The sequence below is a fragment of the Streptomyces sp. NPDC057249 genome, from assembly GCF_042669245.1.
Taxonomy (GTDB): domain Bacteria; phylum Actinomycetota; class Actinomycetes; order Streptomycetales; family Streptomycetaceae; genus Streptomyces.
Window position 1 is genome coordinate 339,825 of sequence record NZ_JBHUXS010000004.1, and the last position, 17,843, is coordinate 357,667.

General features: G+C 72.6%; 15 protein-coding genes. 14 read left to right on the forward strand and 1 reads right to left on the reverse strand.

What is annotated here, in order from left to right:
- The first annotated feature begins 81 nt into the window (after positions 1 to 81).
- The 13 genes from ACFUJY_RS10290 (at position 82) to ACFUJY_RS10350 (ending at position 16,015) form a co-directional block, all read left to right on the forward strand.
- On the forward strand, positions 82 to 1,071 hold the full coding sequence (locus ACFUJY_RS10290; protein ID WP_383297475.1) for an aspartate carbamoyltransferase catalytic subunit: 990 nt from the start codon (positions 82 to 84) through the stop codon (positions 1,069 to 1,071).
- A 2-nt stretch (positions 1,072 to 1,073) separates the two neighbouring features.
- On the forward strand, positions 1,074 to 2,360 hold the full coding sequence (locus ACFUJY_RS10295) for a dihydroorotase (RefSeq protein WP_383297242.1): 1,287 nt from the start codon (positions 1,074 to 1,076) through the stop codon (positions 2,358 to 2,360).
- Positions 2,357 to 2,932: a hypothetical protein gene (locus ACFUJY_RS10300; RefSeq protein WP_383297244.1), complete on the forward strand. Its 576-nt coding sequence runs from the start codon at positions 2,357 to 2,359 to the stop codon at positions 2,930 to 2,932. The genes ACFUJY_RS10295 and ACFUJY_RS10300 overlap by 4 nt, the downstream gene beginning before the upstream one ends.
- Positions 2,929 to 4,068, forward strand: a complete 1,140-nt coding sequence (gene carA, locus ACFUJY_RS10305; RefSeq protein WP_383297247.1) for a glutamine-hydrolyzing carbamoyl-phosphate synthase small subunit — start codon at positions 2,929 to 2,931, stop codon at positions 4,066 to 4,068. Before ACFUJY_RS10300 ends, carA begins: the two co-directional genes overlap by 4 nt.
- On the forward strand, positions 4,061 to 7,369 hold the full coding sequence (carB, locus tag ACFUJY_RS10310) for a carbamoyl-phosphate synthase large subunit (RefSeq protein ID WP_383297250.1): 3,309 nt from the start codon (positions 4,061 to 4,063) through the stop codon (positions 7,367 to 7,369). Before carA ends, carB begins: the two co-directional genes overlap by 8 nt.
- Before the next feature lie 63 nt (positions 7,370 to 7,432).
- A complete protein-coding gene (locus ACFUJY_RS10315) occupies positions 7,433 to 8,542 on the forward strand; it encodes a quinone-dependent dihydroorotate dehydrogenase (RefSeq protein ID WP_383297477.1) in 1,110 nt (369 codons plus the stop codon).
- The gene (gene pyrF, locus ACFUJY_RS10320) at positions 8,539 to 9,378 is read left to right on the forward strand and encodes an orotidine-5'-phosphate decarboxylase (protein WP_383297253.1); all 840 of its coding nucleotides are present in this window, start codon (positions 8,539 to 8,541) and stop codon (positions 9,376 to 9,378) included. Before ACFUJY_RS10315 ends, pyrF begins: the two co-directional genes overlap by 4 nt.
- A gap of 245 nt (positions 9,379 to 9,623) precedes the next feature.
- Positions 9,624 to 9,947: an integration host factor gene (locus ACFUJY_RS10325; protein ID WP_018103912.1), complete on the forward strand. Its 324-nt coding sequence runs from the start codon at positions 9,624 to 9,626 to the stop codon at positions 9,945 to 9,947.
- Between the two features lie 38 nt (positions 9,948 to 9,985).
- A complete protein-coding gene (gene gmk, locus ACFUJY_RS10330) occupies positions 9,986 to 10,603 on the forward strand; it encodes a guanylate kinase (protein ID WP_026171628.1) in 618 nt (205 codons plus the stop codon).
- A gap of 82 nt (positions 10,604 to 10,685) precedes the next feature.
- Complete coding sequence (rpoZ, locus tag ACFUJY_RS10335; protein ID WP_003970369.1) at positions 10,686 to 10,958, forward strand: DNA-directed RNA polymerase subunit omega; 273 nt, start codon at positions 10,686 to 10,688, stop codon at positions 10,956 to 10,958.
- A 145-nt stretch (positions 10,959 to 11,103) separates the two neighbouring features.
- The gene (gene coaBC, locus ACFUJY_RS10340; protein ID WP_383297257.1) at positions 11,104 to 12,306 is read left to right on the forward strand and encodes a bifunctional phosphopantothenoylcysteine decarboxylase/phosphopantothenate--cysteine ligase CoaBC; all 1,203 of its coding nucleotides are present in this window, start codon (positions 11,104 to 11,106) and stop codon (positions 12,304 to 12,306) included.
- Between the two features lie 237 nt (positions 12,307 to 12,543).
- On the forward strand, positions 12,544 to 13,752 hold the full coding sequence (metK, locus tag ACFUJY_RS10345) for a methionine adenosyltransferase (protein ID WP_383297259.1): 1,209 nt from the start codon (positions 12,544 to 12,546) through the stop codon (positions 13,750 to 13,752).
- A 130-nt stretch (positions 13,753 to 13,882) separates the two neighbouring features.
- Positions 13,883 to 16,015, forward strand: coding sequence for a primosomal protein N' (locus tag ACFUJY_RS10350; RefSeq protein WP_383297262.1), 2,133 nt, complete (start codon positions 13,883 to 13,885; stop codon positions 16,013 to 16,015).
- A 124-nt stretch (positions 16,016 to 16,139) separates the two neighbouring features.
- Here the strand turns inward: ACFUJY_RS10350 and ACFUJY_RS10355 are convergent, their stop codons facing one another.
- Positions 16,140 to 16,616 (reverse strand): hypothetical protein, encoded by a 477-nt coding sequence (locus ACFUJY_RS10355; protein ID WP_383297265.1) that lies wholly within the window; start codon positions 16,614 to 16,616, stop codon positions 16,140 to 16,142.
- A gap of 243 nt (positions 16,617 to 16,859) precedes the next feature.
- Here ACFUJY_RS10355 and fmt point away from each other — a divergent pair, with 243 nt between their 5' ends.
- Positions 16,860 to 17,792, forward strand: a complete 933-nt coding sequence (gene fmt, locus ACFUJY_RS10360) for a methionyl-tRNA formyltransferase (protein ID WP_383297268.1) — start codon at positions 16,860 to 16,862, stop codon at positions 17,790 to 17,792.
- Positions 17,793 to 17,843 lie beyond the last annotated feature (51 nt).

The following is a 17,843-nucleotide window of genomic DNA, read 5'->3' on the forward strand; positions in this document are numbered from 1 at the left end:
CCCGCCGTACGGCCGCCCGCCGTGCGGCGGCTTCCGCGCGCCCGCATGCCTGAAACCTCCAGCCACCCGGAGAACACCCAGATGAAGCGTCACCTCATCTCGGCCGCCGACCTCACCCGCGACGACGCCGTCCTGATCCTCGACACCGCCGAGGAGATGGCCAGGGTCGCGGACCGGCCGATCAAGAAGCTCCCGACCCTGCGCGGCCGGACCGTCGTCAACCTCTTCTTCGAGGACTCGACCCGTACCCGCATCTCCTTCGAGGCGGCGGCCAAGCGGCTGTCCGCCGACGTCATCAACTTCTCCGCGAAGGGCTCGTCCGTCTCCAAGGGCGAATCCCTCAAGGACACCGCCCTCACCCTGGAGGCCATGGGCGCCGACGCGGTCGTCATCCGCCACGGCGCCTCCGGAGCCCCGTACCGGCTGGCCACCTCGGGCTGGATCGACGGCGCCGTGGTCAACGCGGGCGACGGCACCCACGAGCACCCCACCCAGGCCCTGCTGGACGCCTTCACGATGCGGCGCCGGCTCGTCGGCGCCGACGCCGGGCTCGGCAAGGACCTCGACGGCCGCCGGATCACCATCGTCGGCGACATCCTGCACAGCCGGGTCGCCCGTTCCAACGTGCACCTGCTCAACACGCTCGGCGCCCATGTCACCCTCGTCGCCCCGCCCACCCTGGTCCCGGTCGGCGTCGAGCAGTGGCCCTGCGACGTCAGCTACAGCCTGGACGACGTGCTGCACCGGTCCGACGCTGTGATGATGCTGCGTGTGCAGCGCGAGCGGATGAACGCCGCCTACTTCCCGACCGAGCGCGAGTACTCGCGGCGCTACGGCCTGGACGGCGAGCGCATGGCGAAGATGCCCGAGCACGCCGTCGTCATGCACCCCGGCCCGATGGTGCGCGGCATGGAGATCACCGCCGAGGTCGCCGACTCCGACCGCTGCACGGTCGTGGAGCAGGTCGCCAACGGCGTCTCCATCCGCATGGCCGTGCTGTACCTGCTGCTCGGCGGCTACGAGTCCGCCCACCCGTCGCCCACCCCCGCCCGTACCGAGGAGAACAAGTAACCATGAGCAAGATCCTTATCCGCGGCGCGAAGGTACTCGGCGGCGACCCGCAGGACGTCCTCATCGACGGCGAGACCATCGCCGCCGTCGGCACCGGCCTCGACGCCGGCGACGCCACCGTGATCGAGGCGGCCGGCCGCGTCCTGCTCCCCGGTCTGGTGGACCTGCACACCCATCTGCGCGAGCCCGGCCGCGAGGACTCCGAGACCGTCCTCACCGGCACCAAGGCGGCCGCGGCCGGCGGCTTCACCGCCGTCCACGCCATGGCCAACACCTTCCCGGTCGCCGACACCGCCGGCGTGGTCGAGCAGGTCTGGCGCCTCGGCAAGGAGTCCGGCTACTGCGACGTGCAGCCCGTCGGCGCCGTCACCGTCGGCCTGGAGGGCAAGCAGCTCGCCGAGCTCGGCGCCATGCACGACTCCGCCGCCGGCGTGAAGGTCTTCTCCGACGACGGCAAGTGCGTGGACGACGCGGTCATCATGCGCCGCGCCCTGGAGTACGTGAAGGCGTTCGACGGCGTCGTCGCCCAGCACGCCCAGGAGCCCCGCCTCACCGAGGGCGCCCAGATGAACGAGGGCGTCGTCTCGGCCGAGCTGGGCCTCGGCGGCTGGCCCGCCGTCGCCGAGGAGTCGATCATCGCCCGCGACGTCCTGCTCGCCGCGCACGTCGGCTCCCGGGTCCACATCTGCCACCTGTCGACCGCGGGCTCCGTGGAGATCGTGCGCTGGGCCAAGTCCAAGGGGTGGAACGTCACCGCCGAGGTGACCCCGCACCACCTGCTCCTCACCGACGAGCTGGTCCGCAGCTACAACCCCGTCTACAAGGTGAACCCGCCGCTGCGCACCGAGGCCGACGTCATGGCCCTGCGCGAGGCGCTCGCCGACGGCACGATCGACTGCGTCGCCACCGACCACGCCCCGCACCCGCACGAGGACAAGGACTGCGAGTGGGCCGCGGCGGCCATGGGCATGGTGGGCCTGGAGACCGCGCTCTCCGTCGTCCAGCAGACGATGGTCGAGACCGGGCTGCTCGACTGGGCCGGCGTCGCCGACCGCATGTCGGCGCGCCCCGCGGCCATCGGACGGCTCGAAGGACACGGCCGCCCCGTCTCGGCCGGTGAGCCTGCCAACCTCACGCTGGTCGATCCGGCATACCGTGGAGAGGTGGACCCCGCGGGCTTCGCCTCCCGCAGCCGCAACACCCCGTACGAGGGGCGCGAGCTGCCGGGCCGAGTGACCCACACCTTCCTGCGGGGCCGTGCCACGGTCGTCGACGGGAAGCTCGCGTGACAACACAGACCCTGTACCAACTGGCCGCCGAGCAGAAGTCGGCGGAAGTGACCGACTGGTCCGCACGGATCAGCTGGGTGATCGGACTCGTCGTCCTCGTCGTGTTCGTCTACTGGCTGATGCGCCAAGGCTGGAAGTGGCGCGGCAACCTCCAGTCCGACCTGCCCGCCCCGGCCACCGCGCCGGCGGGCTCCGCGGACGGCGAGAAGCTGCTCACCCTCTCCGGCCGCTACCACGCGTCGACCACGGCCGGGCAGTGGCTCGACCGGATCGTCGCCCACGGCCTCGGCACCCGCAGCCGCGTCGAGCTCACCCTCACCGCCGAGGGCCTCGACGTCGTACGGCCCGGCGCCTCGGACTTCTTCGTCCCGGCCGCCGACCTGCGCGGCGCCCGCACCGAAAAGGCACTGGCGGGCAAGGTCCTGCCCGAGGGCGGACTCCTCGTCATCACCTGGGCGCTCGGCGACCGGCTGATCGACTCCGGATTCCGCTCCGACCACTCGGCCGAGCACCCCGTCTGGGTCGACGCCGTCAACCACCTCACCAGCACTACGGAAGGCATCGCACGATGACGACCTCCACCCGGGGAGCCCAGGTTCCCGCCGTACTCGTCCTGGAGGACGGCCGCACCTTCCGCGGCCGCGCCTACGGGGCTGTGGGGGAGACCTTCGGCGAGGCGGTCTTCTCCACCGGCATGACCGGCTACCAGGAGACGCTGACCGACCCCTCGTACCACCGCCAGGTCGTCGTGATGACCGCCCCGCACGTCGGCAACACCGGCGTCAACGACGAGGACCCCGAGTCCCAGCGGATCTGGGTCTCCGGCTACGTCGTCCGCGACCCCGCCCGCACCCCCTCCAACTGGCGCTCCCGCCGCACCCTCGACGAGGAGCTGGCGAACCAGGGCGTCGTCGGCATCAGTGGCGTCGACACCCGCGCCCTCACCCGCCACCTGCGCGAGCGCGGCGCCATGCGCGTCGGCATCTTCTCCGGCGACGCGGTCGCCGACGAGGCCGCGATGCTGGCCCGCGTCCAGGAGGCCCCCGAGATGACGGGCGCCGACCTGTCCGCCGAGGTCGCCACCAAGGAGGCGTACGTCGTCCCCGCGATCGGCACCAAGAAGTTCACGGTCGCCGCGGTGGACCTGGGCATCAAGGGCATGACCCCGCACCGGATGGCCGAGCGCGGCATCGAGGTCCACGTGCTGCCCGCCACCGCCACCCTGGAGGAGGTCTACGCGGTCGCCCCGGACGGCGTCTTCTTCTCCAACGGCCCCGGCGACCCGTCCACCGCCGACCACCCCGTCGCGCTGATGCGGGGCGTCCTGGAGCGGAAGACCCCGCTCTTCGGCATCTGCTTCGGCAACCAGATCCTGGGCCGCGCGCTCGGCTTCGGCACGTACAAGCTGAAGTACGGCCACCGCGGAATCAACCAGCCCGTGCAGGACCGTTCGACCGGCAAGGTCGAGGTCACCGCGCACAACCACGGCTTCGCCGTCGACGCCCCCCTCGACGAGGTCTCCGACACCGCCTACGGGCGGGCCGAGGTCTCCCACGTCTGCCTGAACGACCAGGTCGTCGAGGGCCTCCAGCTGCTCGACCGGCCGGCCTTCAGCGTCCAGTACCACCCCGAGGCGGCCGCCGGCCCGCACGACGCCGCGTACCTCTTCGACCGCTTCGTTTCCCTGATGGAGGGCCAGCGTGCCTAAGCGCTCCGATATCCAGTCCGTCCTGGTCATCGGCTCCGGCCCGATCGTCATCGGGCAGGCCGCCGAGTTCGACTACTCCGGCACCCAGGCGTGCCGCGTGCTCAAGGCCGAGGGCCTGCGCGTCATCCTGGTGAACTCCAACCCGGCGACGATCATGACCGACCCGGAGATCGCCGACGCCACCTACGTCGAGCCGATCACCCCGGAATTCGTCGAGAAGATCATCGCGAAGGAACGCCCCGACGCGCTGCTGCCCACTCTGGGCGGCCAGACCGCGCTGAACACCGCGATCTCCATGCACGACAACGGTGTGCTGGAGAAGTACGGCGTCGAGCTCATCGGCGCCAACGTCGAGGCCATCAACAAGGGCGAGGACCGCGACCTCTTCAAGGGCGTCGTGGAGGCCGTCAAGGAGAAGATCGGCTACGGCGAGTCCGCCCGCTCGGTCATCTGCCACTCCATGGACGACGTCCTCGCCGGCGTCGAGACGCTCGGCGGCTACCCCGTCGTCGTCCGCCCCTCCTTCACCATGGGCGGCGCCGGCTCCGGCTTCGCGCACGACGAGGAGGAGCTGCGCCGCATCGCGGGCCAGGGCCTCACGCTCTCCCCGACCACCGAGGTGCTGCTCGAAGAGTCCATCCTCGGCTGGAAGGAGTACGAGCTGGAGCTGATGCGCGACCGCAACGACAACGTCGTGGTCGTCTGCTCCATCGAGAACTTCGACCCGATGGGCGTCCACACCGGTGACTCGATCACCGTCGCCCCGGCGATGACCCTCACCGACCGCGAGTACCAGCGGCTGCGCGACATCGGCATCGCGATCATCCGCGAGGTCGGCGTCGACACCGGCGGCTGCAACATCCAGTTCGCGATCGACCCCGCCGACGGCCGCGTCATCGTCATCGAGATGAACCCGCGCGTCTCCCGCTCCTCGGCGCTCGCCTCGAAGGCCACCGGCTTCCCGATCGCCAAGATCGCCGCCAAGCTGGCCGTCGGCTACACGCTGGACGAGATCCCCAACGACATCACCGAGAAGACCCCGGCCTCCTTCGAGCCGACCCTCGACTACGTCGTCGTCAAGGCCCCGCGCTTCGCCTTCGAGAAGTTCCCCTCCGCCGACTCCACCCTCACCACCACCATGAAGTCGGTGGGCGAGGCCATGGCGATCGGCCGGAACTTCACCGAGGCCCTGCAGAAGGCCCTGCGCTCCCTGGAGAAGAAGGGCTCGCAGTTCACCTTCACCGGCGAGCCCGGCGACAAGGCCGAGCTGCTGGCCGAGGCGGTCCGCCCGACCGACGGCCGCATCAACGCCGTCATGCAGGCGATCCGGGCCGGCGCCACCCAGGAAGAGGTCTTCGACGCCACGAAGATCGACCCCTGGTTCGTGGACCAGCTCTTCCTGATCAAGGAGATCGCCGACGAGCTGGCCGGCGCCGACAAGCTCGGCCCCGAGCTGCTGGCCGAGGCCAAGCGGCACGGCTTCTCGGACGTCCAGATCGCCGAGATCCGCGGCCTGCGCGAGGACGTCGTCCGCGAGGTCCGCCACGCGCTCGGCATCCGCCCGGTCTACAAGACGGTCGACACCTGCGCCGCCGAGTTCGCCGCGAAGACCCCGTACTTCTACTCCTCCTACGACGAGGAGACCGAGGTCGCGTCCCGCACCAGGCCCGCGGTGATCATCCTGGGCTCCGGCCCCAACCGCATCGGCCAGGGCATCGAGTTCGACTACTCCTGCGTCCACGCCTCCTTCGCGCTCAGCGACGCCGGCTACGAGACCGTGATGGTCAACTGCAACCCGGAGACGGTCTCCACCGACTACGACACCTCCGACCGCCTGTACTTCGAGCCGCTGACGCTGGAAGACGTGCTGGAGATCGTGCACGCGGAGTCCTTGGCGGGCCCGATCGCGGGCGTCGTCGTGCAGCTCGGCGGCCAGACCCCGCTGGGCCTGTCGCAGGCGCTCAAGGACAACGGCGTGCCCGTCGTCGGCACCTCCCCGGAGGCGATCCACGCCGCCGAGGACCGCGGCGCCTTCGGCCGCGTCCTGGCCGAGGCCGGCCTGCCCGCCCCCAAGCACGGCACCGCCACCACCTTCGCCGAGGCCAAGGAGATCGCCGACGAGATCGGCTACCCCGTCCTGGTACGCCCCTCGTACGTGCTCGGCGGGCGCGGCATGGAGATCGTGTACGACGAGACCCGGCTCTCCGCCTACATCTCCGAGTCCACCGAGATCAGCCCCACCCGGCCGGTCCTGGTCGACCGCTTCCTCGACGACGCCATCGAGATCGACGTCGACGCCCTCTACGACGGCACCGAGCTCTACCTCGGCGGCGTCATGGAGCACATCGAGGAGGCCGGCATCCACTCCGGCGACTCCGCCTGCGCCCTGCCCCCGATCACCCTCGGCGGGCACGACGTCAAGCGGCTGCGCGCCTCCACAGAGGCCATCGCCAAGGGCGTCGGCGTCCGCGGCCTGATCAACATCCAGTTCGCGCTCTCCGGCGACATCCTCTACGTCCTGGAGGCCAACCCGCGCGCGTCCCGGACCGTGCCCTTCACCTCGAAGGCGACCGCGGTCCCGCTCGCCAAGGCCGCCGCCCGCATCTCGCTGGGCGCGACCGTGGCCGAGCTGCGCGAGGAGGGCCTGCTGCCGAAGAGCGGCGACGGCGGCACGCTGCCGCTGGACGCGCCGATCTCCGTCAAGGAGGCCGTCATGCCGTGGTCGCGCTTCCGCGACATCCACGGCCGGGGCGTCGACACCATCCTCGGCCCGGAGATGCGCTCCACCGGCGAGGTCATGGGCATCGACTCGGTGTTCGGCACCGCGTACGCCAAGTCGCAGGCCGGCGCCTACGGACCGCTGCCCACCAAGGGCCGCGCGTTCATCTCGGTGGCCAACCGCGACAAGCGCTCGATGATCTTCCCGGCCCGCGAGCTGGTCGCCCACGGCTTCGAGCTGCTGGCCACCTCCGGCACCGCCGAGGTCCTCAAGCGCAACGGCATCAACGCCACGGTCGTGCGCAAGCAGTCCGAGGGCGAGGGCCCGAACGGCGAGCCGACCATCGTCCAGCTGATCCACGAGGGCGGTGTCGACCTCATCGTCAACACCCCGTACGGCACCGGCGGCCGGCTCGACGGCTACGAGATCCGCACCGCGGCCGTCGCCCGCTCCGTGCCCTGCCTGACCACGGTCCAGGCGCTCGCCGCGGCGGTCCAGGGCATCGACGCCCTCAACAACGGAGACGTCGGCGTCCGTTCCCTCCAGGAACACGCGGAACATCTCACCGCGGCCCGCGACTAGGAACCCACAAGGGGGACACCGGAAACGGTGTCCCCCTCTTCATGAGGACACCGTGACACCGTGATGTACAAGTTCTTCTTCCAGCTGGTCTTCAAGCGGATGGACCCCGAGCAGGCCCACCACCTCGCCTTCCGCTGGATTCGCCTGGCCGCCCGCGTCCCCGTGCTGCGCACCTTCCTGGCCGCCGCCCTCGCCCCCCGGTACAAGGAGCTGCGTACCGAGGCGCTGGGGCTGCGGATGCACGGCCCCTTCGGGCTCGCCGCGGGCTTCGACAAGAACGCGGTCGCGATCGACGGCATGGCCATGCTCGGCTTCGACCACGTCGAGATCGGCACCGTCACCGGCGAGGCGCAGCCCGGAAACCCGAAGAAGCGGCTGTTCCGCCTGGTCGCGGACCGGGCGCTGATCAACCGCATGGGCTTCAACAACGAGGGCTCCGCCGCCGTCGCCGAGCGCCTGGCCGCCCGCTCCCCGGTCTTCCGCACCACCGTCGGCGTCAACATCGGCAAGACCAAGGTCGTCCCCGAGGCCGACGCCGCCGCCGACTACGTGAAGTCCACCGAGCGCCTGGCCGCCCACGCCGACTACCTCGTCGTCAACGTCTCCTCGCCCAACACCCCCGGCCTGCGCAACCTCCAGGCCACCGAGTCGCTGCGCCCGCTCCTCACCGCCGTGCGCGAGGCGGCCGACCGCACCGTCACCCACCGCCGCGTCCCGCTGCTCGTCAAGATCGCCCCGGACCTCGCGGACGAGGACGTGGACGCGGTCGCCGATCTGGCCGTCGAGCTGGACCTGGACGGCATCATCGCCACCAACACCACCATCGCGCGCGACGGGCTGGGCCTGAAGTCCCCGGCGGCCCTGGTGAAGGAGACCGGCGGCCTGTCCGGCGCCCCCCTCAAGGAACGCTCCCTGGAGGTCCTGAGCCGCCTCCACCGGCGCGTGGGGGACCGGATCACCCTGGTGGGCGTCGGCGGCGTCGAGAACGCCGAGGACGCCTGGCAGCGCATCCTGGCCGGCGCCACCCTCGTCCAGGGCTACAGCGCCTTCATCTACGAGGGCCCGTTCTACGCCCGCGCGATCCACAAGGGCCTGGCCGCCCGCCTGGCCGCCTCCCCGTACGCCACGCTCGCCGACGCCGTCGGCGCGGAATCCCGGAAGGCAGCGAAATGACCCTGGAACCCTTCGGCGCCCGGCTGCGCCACGCCATGGACACCCGAGGCCCGCTCTGCGTCGGCATCGACCCGCACGCCTCGCTGCTCACCGCCTGGGGGCTGAGCGACGACATCGCGGGCCTGGAGCGGTTCACCCGTACCGTCGTCGAGGCGCTGGCCGACCGGGTCGCCGTGCTCAAGCCGCAGTCCGCGTTCTTCGAGCGCTTCGGCTCGCGGGGCGTCGCGGTCCTCGAAAAGGCCGTCGAGGAGGCCCGCGCGGCCGGCGCCCTGGTCCTGATGGACGCCAAGCGCGGCGACATCGGCTCGACCATGGGCGCCTACGCGGCGACCTACCTCGACAAGGACTCGCCGCTGTTCTCGGACGCGGTCACGGTCTCGCCGTACCTCGGCTTCGGGTCGCTGCGCCCGGCGCTCGACGCGGCGGCGGTCTCCGGCGCCGGTGTCTTCGTCCTCGCGCTGACCTCCAACCCGGAGGGCGCCGAGGTGCAGCGCGCCACCGCCGCCGACGGCCGTCCGCTGGCCCAGCTGATGCTCGACCACATGGCCGCCGAGAACGCGGGCGCCACCCCGCTCGGCTCGGTCGGCGCGGTCGTCGGCGCCACGCTCGGCGACGCCGGCGTGGACCTCGCGATCAACGGGCCGCTGCTGGCCCCGGGCATCGGCGCGCAGGGCGCGACCCCGGCCGATCTGCCGGGCGTCTTCGGCGCCGCGGTGCGCAACGTGGTGCCCAGCGTCAGCCGGGGCGTGCTGCGCCACGGGCCGGACGTCGCGGGGCTGCGCGGGGCCGCCGAGCGGTTCGCGGACGAGGTCCGCGCGGCCGTCTCGGACCGCTGACCCTGCCACGTAACCGTGTGTTGACGGAATCCTGACGAAAAAACTCGGTGGTTATGCCTGAAAAGTCCTGGTCGGCAGAGGCTGACCAGGACTTTTCGTCTGTTCTCGCTGACTCCGGCGGCCTTGGCCGCTAGTCTCCGTCGAGAGCCGACGCGCACAGGGTGTTCGCGGCTCACCAGGTGAGGGGCGATCCCGCCGCCTCACCGGTCCGTATCCGACAGATCGACATCCGAGGTGACGTAGGCGTGGCTCTTCCGCCCCTTACCCCTGAACAGCGCGCAGCCGCGCTCGAAAAGGCCGCCGCGGCTCGCCGGGAGCGGGCCGAGGTCAAGAATCGACTCAAGCACTCCGGCGCCTCCCTCCACGAGGTCATCAAGTCGGGCCAGGAGAACGACGTCATCGGCAAGATGAAGGTCTCCGCCCTGCTGGAGTCCCTGCCCGGTGTGGGCAAGGTCCGTGCCAAGCAGATCATGGAGCGGCTCGGCATCTCCGAGAGCCGCCGTGTGCGGGGTCTTGGCTCCAACCAGATCGCATCCCTGGAGCGCGAGTTCGGCGGTACCGCCGCCTGACGTTCTCAGGCACCCCTGAGAACCTGGATAATCGCTCCATGGCTGCAACATCCCGGGGGACGTCCCCCGTACCCCCGGACGTACGTCCGCGGCTGACCGTGCTCTCCGGCCCCTCGGGGGTCGGCAAGAGCACGGTCGTCGCGCATATGCGCAAGGTCCACCCCGAGGTGTGGCTCTCGGTGTCGGCGACGACCCGCAAGCCCCGCCCCGGCGAACGCAACGGCGTCCACTACTTCTTCGTGGACGACGAGGAGTTCGACAAGCTGATCGCCAACGGCGAGCTGCTGGAGTGGGCCGAGTTCGCCGGCAACCGCTACGGCACGCCGCGCCGCGCCGTGCAGGAGCGGCTGGAGGCGGGAGAGCCGGTGCTCCTGGAGATCGACCTCCAGGGCGCCCGGCTGGTCCGCCAGTCCATGGCCGACGCCCAGCTGGTCTTCCTCGCCCCGCCGAGCTGGGAGGAGCTGGTCCGCCGGCTCACCGGCCGGGGGACCGAGGCGCCCGAGGTGATCGAACGCCGGCTCGGCGCCGCCAAGGTCGAACTGGCCGCCGAGGCGGAGTTCGACACGACCCTCGTCAACACCTCCGTCGAGGACGTGGCACGTGAGCTGCTAGCCTTGATGCTGGAGGCTTCCGGCCACCGCGCCGCCGGCGAGTGAACCACCGGCAGCGGGGGCCCGGCACCAAGGCCCCTGACTGTCAAAGAATTCTTTGATCTTCATCCCCTTCGGAAGGCAGAGCGTGTCCTCTTCCATCACCACGCCCGAGGGCATCATCAACCCGCCGATTGATGAGCTCCTCGAAGCAACCGACTCGAAGTACAGCCTCGTGATCTACGCCGCCAAGCGCGCGCGCCAGATCAACGCGTACTACTCGCAGCTTGGTGAGGGCCTCCTCGAGTACGTCGGTCCGCTCGTCGACACCCACGTGCACGAGAAGCCGCTCTCCATCGCGCTCCGCGAGATCAACGCGGGCCTGCTCACGTCCGAGGCCATCGAGGGCCCCGCCCAGTAAGCAGCGACGACGCACCTTCGTCCCGGGCCCGGCGGATCATCCGCCGGGCCCGGGGTGTCCGGGCCGACCGTCCGGCGCCCGCGCCCGTGAGGCAGCATGGGAGACGCACGTACGCAGGGTGCGTGACCGAGTGCGGGGAGACGCAGTGGACAAGCCGAAGGTCGTTCTGGGGGTCAGCGGCGGCATCGCCGCGTACAAGGCGTGCGAGCTGCTGCGCCGGCTCACCGAGTCCGGCCACGACGTACGGGTCGTCCCCACCGCGTCCGCCCTGAACTTCGTCGGCGCCGCGACCTGGTCCGCGCTCTCCGGCCACCCCGTCTCCACCGAGGTGTGGAACGACGTCCACGAGGTGCCCCACGTCCGGATCGGGCAGCACGCCGACCTCGTCGTCGTCGCCCCCGCCACCGCCGACATGCTGGCCAAGGCCGCCCACGGCCTCGCCGACGACCTGCTCACCAACACCCTGCTCACGGCCCGCTGCCCGGTCGTCTTCGCCCCGGCCATGCACACGGAGATGTGGGAGCACCCCGCCACCCAGGAGAACGTGGCGACGCTGCGCCGCCGGGGCGCCGTCGTCATCGAGCCCGCCGTCGGCCGCCTCACCGGCGTCGACACCGGCAAGGGCCGGCTCCCGGACCCGGGCGAGATCTACGAGGTCTGCCGCCGGGTCCTCGCCCGGGGCACCGCCGCGCCCGACCTCGTCGGCCGGCACGTGGTGATCAGCGCCGGCGGTACGAGGGAACCCCTCGACCCGGTCCGCTACCTCGGCAACCGCTCCTCCGGCAAACAGGGCTACGCGCTCGCCCGCACCGCCGTCGCACGCGGCGCCCGGGTCACCCTGGTCGAGGCCAACACCGGGCTGCCCGACCCGTCCGGCGCCGACGTCGTCCGGGCCGGCACCGCGACGCAGCTGCGCGAGGCCGTGCTGAAGGCGGCCCGGGACGCCGACGTCGTGGTCATGGCGGCCGCCGTCGCCGACTTCCGGCCCGCCGAGTACGCCACCGGGAAGATCAAGAAGAAGGACGGCCGGGAGCCCGCCCCCCTCGCTCTCGTCCGCAACCCGGACATCCTCGCCGAGGTCTCCGCCGAGCGCGCCACGCCCGGGCAGGTCGTCGTCGGATTCGCCGCCGAGACCGACGACGTCCTGGCCAACGGCCGCGAGAAGCTGCGCCGCAAGGGCTGCGACCTGCTGGTGGTCAACGAGGTCGGGGAGCGCAAGACCTTCGGCTCCGAGGAGAACGAGGCCGTGGTGCTCGCCGCCGACGGCACCGAGATCCCCGTCCCGTACGGTCCCAAGGAGGCCCTGGCCGACACGGTGTGGGACCTCGTCGTGGCGCGCCTCGGATGAATTCCAGGTGACACGCCGGTACCGGCAGCGCCCCCGCGACCCGGTCCGGAGCCTTGTGGCAGCGGGCTTCCGGGGCCCGGGCCCGGTGGAACACGTCACAGGAAGGCCAAAGGGCGAGACACGTTGTCCGACGGCCGGAGCCGACCGATAAACTGCTCCCCGGACCGTGCCCGGGCGCAGCTCCCGGACCGTCCGGCCAATGATCAGCCAGCAGCCGCTGCAACCCCAGGGAGCGATGTGTCCCGCCGTCTCTTCACCTCGGAGTCCGTGACCGAGGGCCACCCCGACAAGATCGCCGACCAGATCAGCGACACCATTCTCGACGCGCTCCTGCGCGAGGACCCGTCCTCCCGCGTCGCGGTCGAGACCCTGATCACCACCGGTCTCGTGCACGTCGCGGGTGAGGTCACGACCAAGGCGTACGCCGACATTCCGACGCTGGTCCGCAACAAGGTCCTGGAGATCGGCTACGACTCCTCGAAGAAGGGCTTCGACGGCGCCTCCTGCGGCGTCTCGGTGTCCATCGGGGCCCAGTCCCCGGACATCGCCCAGGGCGTCGACACGGCGTACGAGAAGCGCGTCGAGGGCGACGAGGACGAACTCGACAAGCAGGGCGCCGGCGACCAGGGCCTGATGTTCGGCTACGCCTGCGACGAGACCCCCGAGCTCATGCCGCTGCCGATCTACCTCGCGCACCGGCTCTCGCGCCGGCTGTCCGAAGTCCGCAAGAACGGGACCATCCCGTACCTGCGCCCCGACGGCAAGACCCAGGTCACCATCGAGTACGACGGCGACAAGGCCGTCCGCCTCGACACCGTCGTCGTCTCCTCGCAGCACGCCAGCGACATCGACCTCGACTCGCTGCTCGCGCCCGACATCCGCGAGTTCGTGGTCGAGCACGTGCTGAACCAGCTCATCGAGGACGGCATCAAGCTCGACACCGAGGGCTACCGCCTCCTGGTCAACCCGACCGGGCGCTTCGAGATCGGCGGCCCGATGGGCGACGCCGGCCTCACCGGCCGCAAGATCATCATCGACACCTACGGGGGCATGGCCCGCCACGGCGGCGGTGCCTTCTCCGGCAAGGACCCGTCGAAGGTGGACCGCTCGGCCGCGTACGCCATGCGCTGGGTCGCCAAGAACGTCGTCGCGGCCGGTCTCGCCGCCCGCTGCGAGGTCCAGGTCGCGTACGCGATCGGCAAGGCCGAGCCGGTGGGCCTCTTCGTGGAGACCTTCGGCACCGCCGCGATCGAGACCGAGAAGATCGAGCACGCCATCGCCGAGGTCTTCGACCTCCGCCCGGCCGCGATCATCCGCGACCTCGACCTGCTGCGCCCGATCTACGCCCAGACCGCCGCTTACGGCCACTTCGGCCGCGAGCTGCCCGACTTCACCTGGGAGCGCACGGACCGGGTGGACGCGCTGCGCGCCGCCGCCGGTCTGTAAAGCACCGCGCCCAGGCGGTCTTCCGCCGGAGCCCGGACACCACCACGGTGTCCGGGCTCCGGCGTTTCACGGTGGGAGGTGACGCGGACGGGCGGCGCCGTTGTCCGAGGCGTCTGGTAGGGATGGAGCTGTGAGCAGCGAGAACGAGGGGTCCGACGAGCCCGTGGCCGGGGCGCCGGAACAGCTTGCGCTGATCCGGGAAGCCGTCCGCCGGGCCGACGTGCCGCGCGCGAAACCGCGCACCTGGCGCGGTGCCGCCCTCGCCGAGGAACTGCCCGTCGCCCGCGTCCTCGTCAACAAGGGCGCGCTCCACCTCGACCAGTACTTCGACTACGCCGTCCCCGCGGAGCTGGACGCCGACGCACAGCCCGGGGTCCGCGTCCGCGTCCGCTTCGGGGCCGGGGGCCGCCAGGTGCGCGGCGGCCGGCGCGAGGGCGGGGGCCTCGTGGACGGCTTCCTCGTCGAACGGCTGGCCGCGTCCGACTACAACGGGGCGCTCGCCGCGCTCGCCTCCGTCGTCTCGCCCGAGCCGGTCCTCGGGCCCGGCCTCCTCGCCCTCGCCCGTGCCGTCGCCGACCGGTACGCGGGCAGCCTCGCCGACGTCCTCCAGCTCGCCGTCCCCCCGCGCAACGCGCAGGCCGAGGCCAAGCCGTCACCCCCGCCCCTGCCCGCCCCCGCGCCCCCCGCCCCGGGGAGCTGGGAGCGGTACGCGCAGGGGCCCGCGTTCCTCTCCGCGCTGGCCGGCGGGGGCGCGCCCCGGGCCGTGTGGACCGCACTGCCCGGACCGCACTGGCCGGCCGAGATCGCCACGGCCGTCGCCGCGACCCTGTCGTCCGGGCGCGGCGCCCTCGTCGTCGTCCCCGACGGGCGGACCGCCGCCCGGGTCGACGCCGCGCTCACCGCCGTCCTCGGCGAGGGGCGGCACGCGCTGCTCACCGCCGGCTCCGGGCCCGCGAAGCGCTACCGGGAATGGCTCGCCGTGCGGCGCGGCTCCGTCCGGGCGGTGGTGGGGACCAGGGCGGCGATGTTCGCGCCCGTCGCCGACCTCGGGCTCGTCGTCGTCTGGGACGACGGGGACTCCAGCCACAGCGACGACCGCGCCCCCTTCCCGCACGTCCGGGAGGTCCTGGAGCTGCGGGCCACGCACGGCCGGTGCGCCTTCCTGCTCGGCTCCGTCAGCTGCACCGTGGAGGCGGCGCAGCTCGTGGAGAGCGGGTGGGCGCTGCCGCTGCGCGCCGATCGGGACCAGGTGCGGGCGGCGGCGCCCGTCATCCGCACCGTGGGCGACGGCGAGCTGGCGCGGGACGGGGCCGCCCGGGCCGCCCGGCTGCCCAGCCTCGCCTGGCAGACCGTCCGGGACGGGCTGCGCACCGGTCCGGTGCTGGTCCAGGTGCCCCGCCGGGGTTACGCCCCCCGGCTCGCCTGCGAGCGCTGCCGGGAGCCCGCCCGGTGCCGGCAGTGCGCGGGGCCGCTGGAGGCGCCGGACCAGCAGGACCTGAACTGCGCGTGGTGCGGGCGGGCCGAGACGTCCTGGCACTGCGTGGCCTGCGGTGGGCGGCGGCTGCGCGCGCAGATCGTGGGGGCCCGGCGCACGGCGGAGGAGCTGGGGAGGGCGTTCCCGGCGGTGCCGGTGCGGACGTCCGGGCGCGACCACGTCCTCGACTCGGTGCCGGGCCAGCCCGCGCTGGTCGTCAGTACGCCGGGCGCCGAGCCGGTCGCCGAGGGCGGGTACGCGGCGGCGCTCCTGCTCGACGGCTGGGCGATGGTCGGCCGGCCCGACCTGCGCGCCGGTGAGGAGGCGCTGCGCCGGTGGACGTCCGCCGCCGCGCTGGTCCGGGGGCGGCCCGAGGGCGGCACGGTGGTCGTCGTCGCCGAGCCGACGCTGCGGCCCGTGCAGGCGCTGGTCCGCTGGGACCCGGTCGGCCACGCCCGGCGGGAGCTGGCGGACCGGGCCGAGCTGGGCTTTCCGCCGGTCTCCCGGATGGCGTCGGTGACGGGGGCGCCGGAGGCGCTGGCCGCGTTCTTCGCGGGGGCGCGGCTGCCTTCGGACGCGGAGGTGCTGGGCCCGGTGCCGGTGCCGGCCGCGGAGCCGGGGCGGCCCCGGCGGGCGTTCGAGGCGCCGGCGGGGGAGGTCTGGGAGCGGGCACTGGTGCGGGTGCCGCCGGGGAGCGGGGCGGCGTTGGCCGCGGCGTTGCGGCTTGCGCGCGTGGCGCGTGGCGGGGGTGGGGTGCGGGTGCGGGTCGATCCGGTGGACATCGGCTGAGGGGTTGCCCTCAAGCGCCCGTTGCCCGCAAGCGCCGGACGGCCCGGATCGTGCCGGCGGGCTCGACCGTGCGCGGATGGGCCGCCCCCTCGCGTGCGCGAGGGGGCGGACCGCTCACCGGTGGTCAGCCGTTGCGGGGGCCCGGGAAGGGGTTGGGGCGGTCCGAAGGGGACTGCGGTGCCCGGGCGGCGGGGACCGTGGGGCCGCGCTGGGGGACCACCTCCGCGGCCTCGGGCGGCGCGGGCTGCGGGGCCGTGCGCCGTGATCCGTAGCGGCGGTGGACGGCCTGCTTGGTGACCCCGAGCGCGGAGCCCACCGCGTCCCAGGAGAAGCCCAGCGAGCGGTCGAAGTCCACGGCCGCCGTGACCAGGGTCTCGACGCTGTCCCGCAGTTCCTGGGCCAGTCTGACCGTCGGGGCCGGGGCCCTGCCGTAGACGACGAAGCCCGCGGACGGGCCGGTGCGGCGCGGACGGTAGACGTTGCCCAGCTGGGCGGTGAGCGTGCGCAGTGCGTCCACCTGCCGCCGGACCCGCTCGATGTCCCGCACCAGGAGATGCAGGCTGGCCCGCGCTTGGGCGTCGTGGGTTGCGTGGTCGGCCATGAAGAAGCCTCTCGAACCGGCGTTGAAAGGGATCGGGCCGCACCAGGGCGGCTCGCTTCGGTCAATCTCTCTTGACCAACGCCGCACCCGGGGATCTGGTCACGCTCAGGGGGCGTATGCACCCCTGCGAGGGGCGCGCGATCGCGCGTACGCCCCCCGGCCCGCCGCCCCATAGACTTGTGCGTTGCTCGTCACCGTAACGTTTCGGCCTGAGAGTCCGGCCTGAGAGGCAGTCAGCCACCCATGAAGCTCGTCTTCGCAGGCACCCCCGAGGTAGCCGTTCCCGCACTCGACGCCCTGATCGCCTCCGGCCGCCACGAGGTGGCCGCGGTCGTCACCCGGCCCGACGCCCCCGCGGGGCGTGGCCGGCGGCTGGTGGCCAGTCCGGTCGCCGAGCGCGCCGAGGAGGCCGGGATCGAGGTGCTGAAGCCCGCCAGGCCCCGGGACGAGGACTTCCTCGCGCGGCTGCGGGAGATCGCGCCGGACTGCTGCCCGGTCGTCGCCTACGGCGCGCTGCTGCCCAAGGCGGCGCTCGACATCCCGGCGAAGGGCTGGGTCAACCTGCACTTCTCGCTGCTGCCCGCCTGGCGAGGCGCGGCCCCGGTGCAGCACGCGGTGATGTCCGGCGACGAGGTGACGGGGGCGTCCACCTTCCTCATCGAGGAGGGGCTCGACTCCGGGCCCGTCTACGGCGTGCTGACCGAGGAGGTCCGCCCGACCGACACCAGCGGGGATCTGCTGACCCGGCTGGCGTTCGCCGGGTCCGGGCTGCTCGCCGCCACCATGGACGGCATCGAGGACGGCACCCTGCACGCCGTTCCGCAGCCCGCCGACGGGGTCACCCTCGCGCCGAAGATCACCGTCGAGGACGCCCAGGTCCAGTGGTCCGCGCCCGCCCTGCGCGTCGACCGGGTCATCCGCGCCTGCACCCCCGCCCCCGGCGCGTGGACGCTGTTCCGGGGCGAGCGCCTGAAGCTCGTCCAGGCCACCCCCGCCGTCGACCGGTCCGAGCTGGCGCCCGGTGAGCTGTCCGTCGGCAAGAACAACGTGTTCGTCGGCACCGGGTCGCACGCCGTCGAGCTGCTCTGGGTGCAGCCGCAGGGCAAGAAGCCGATGCGCGCCGCCGACTGGGCGCGCGGGGTGCGCATCGCCCCCGGCGAGCTGGCCGGGAGCTGAGGCCCCGGGGGCGGGGACGTAGGCTGGGAGGGTTCGTCCTCTCGATCTTCA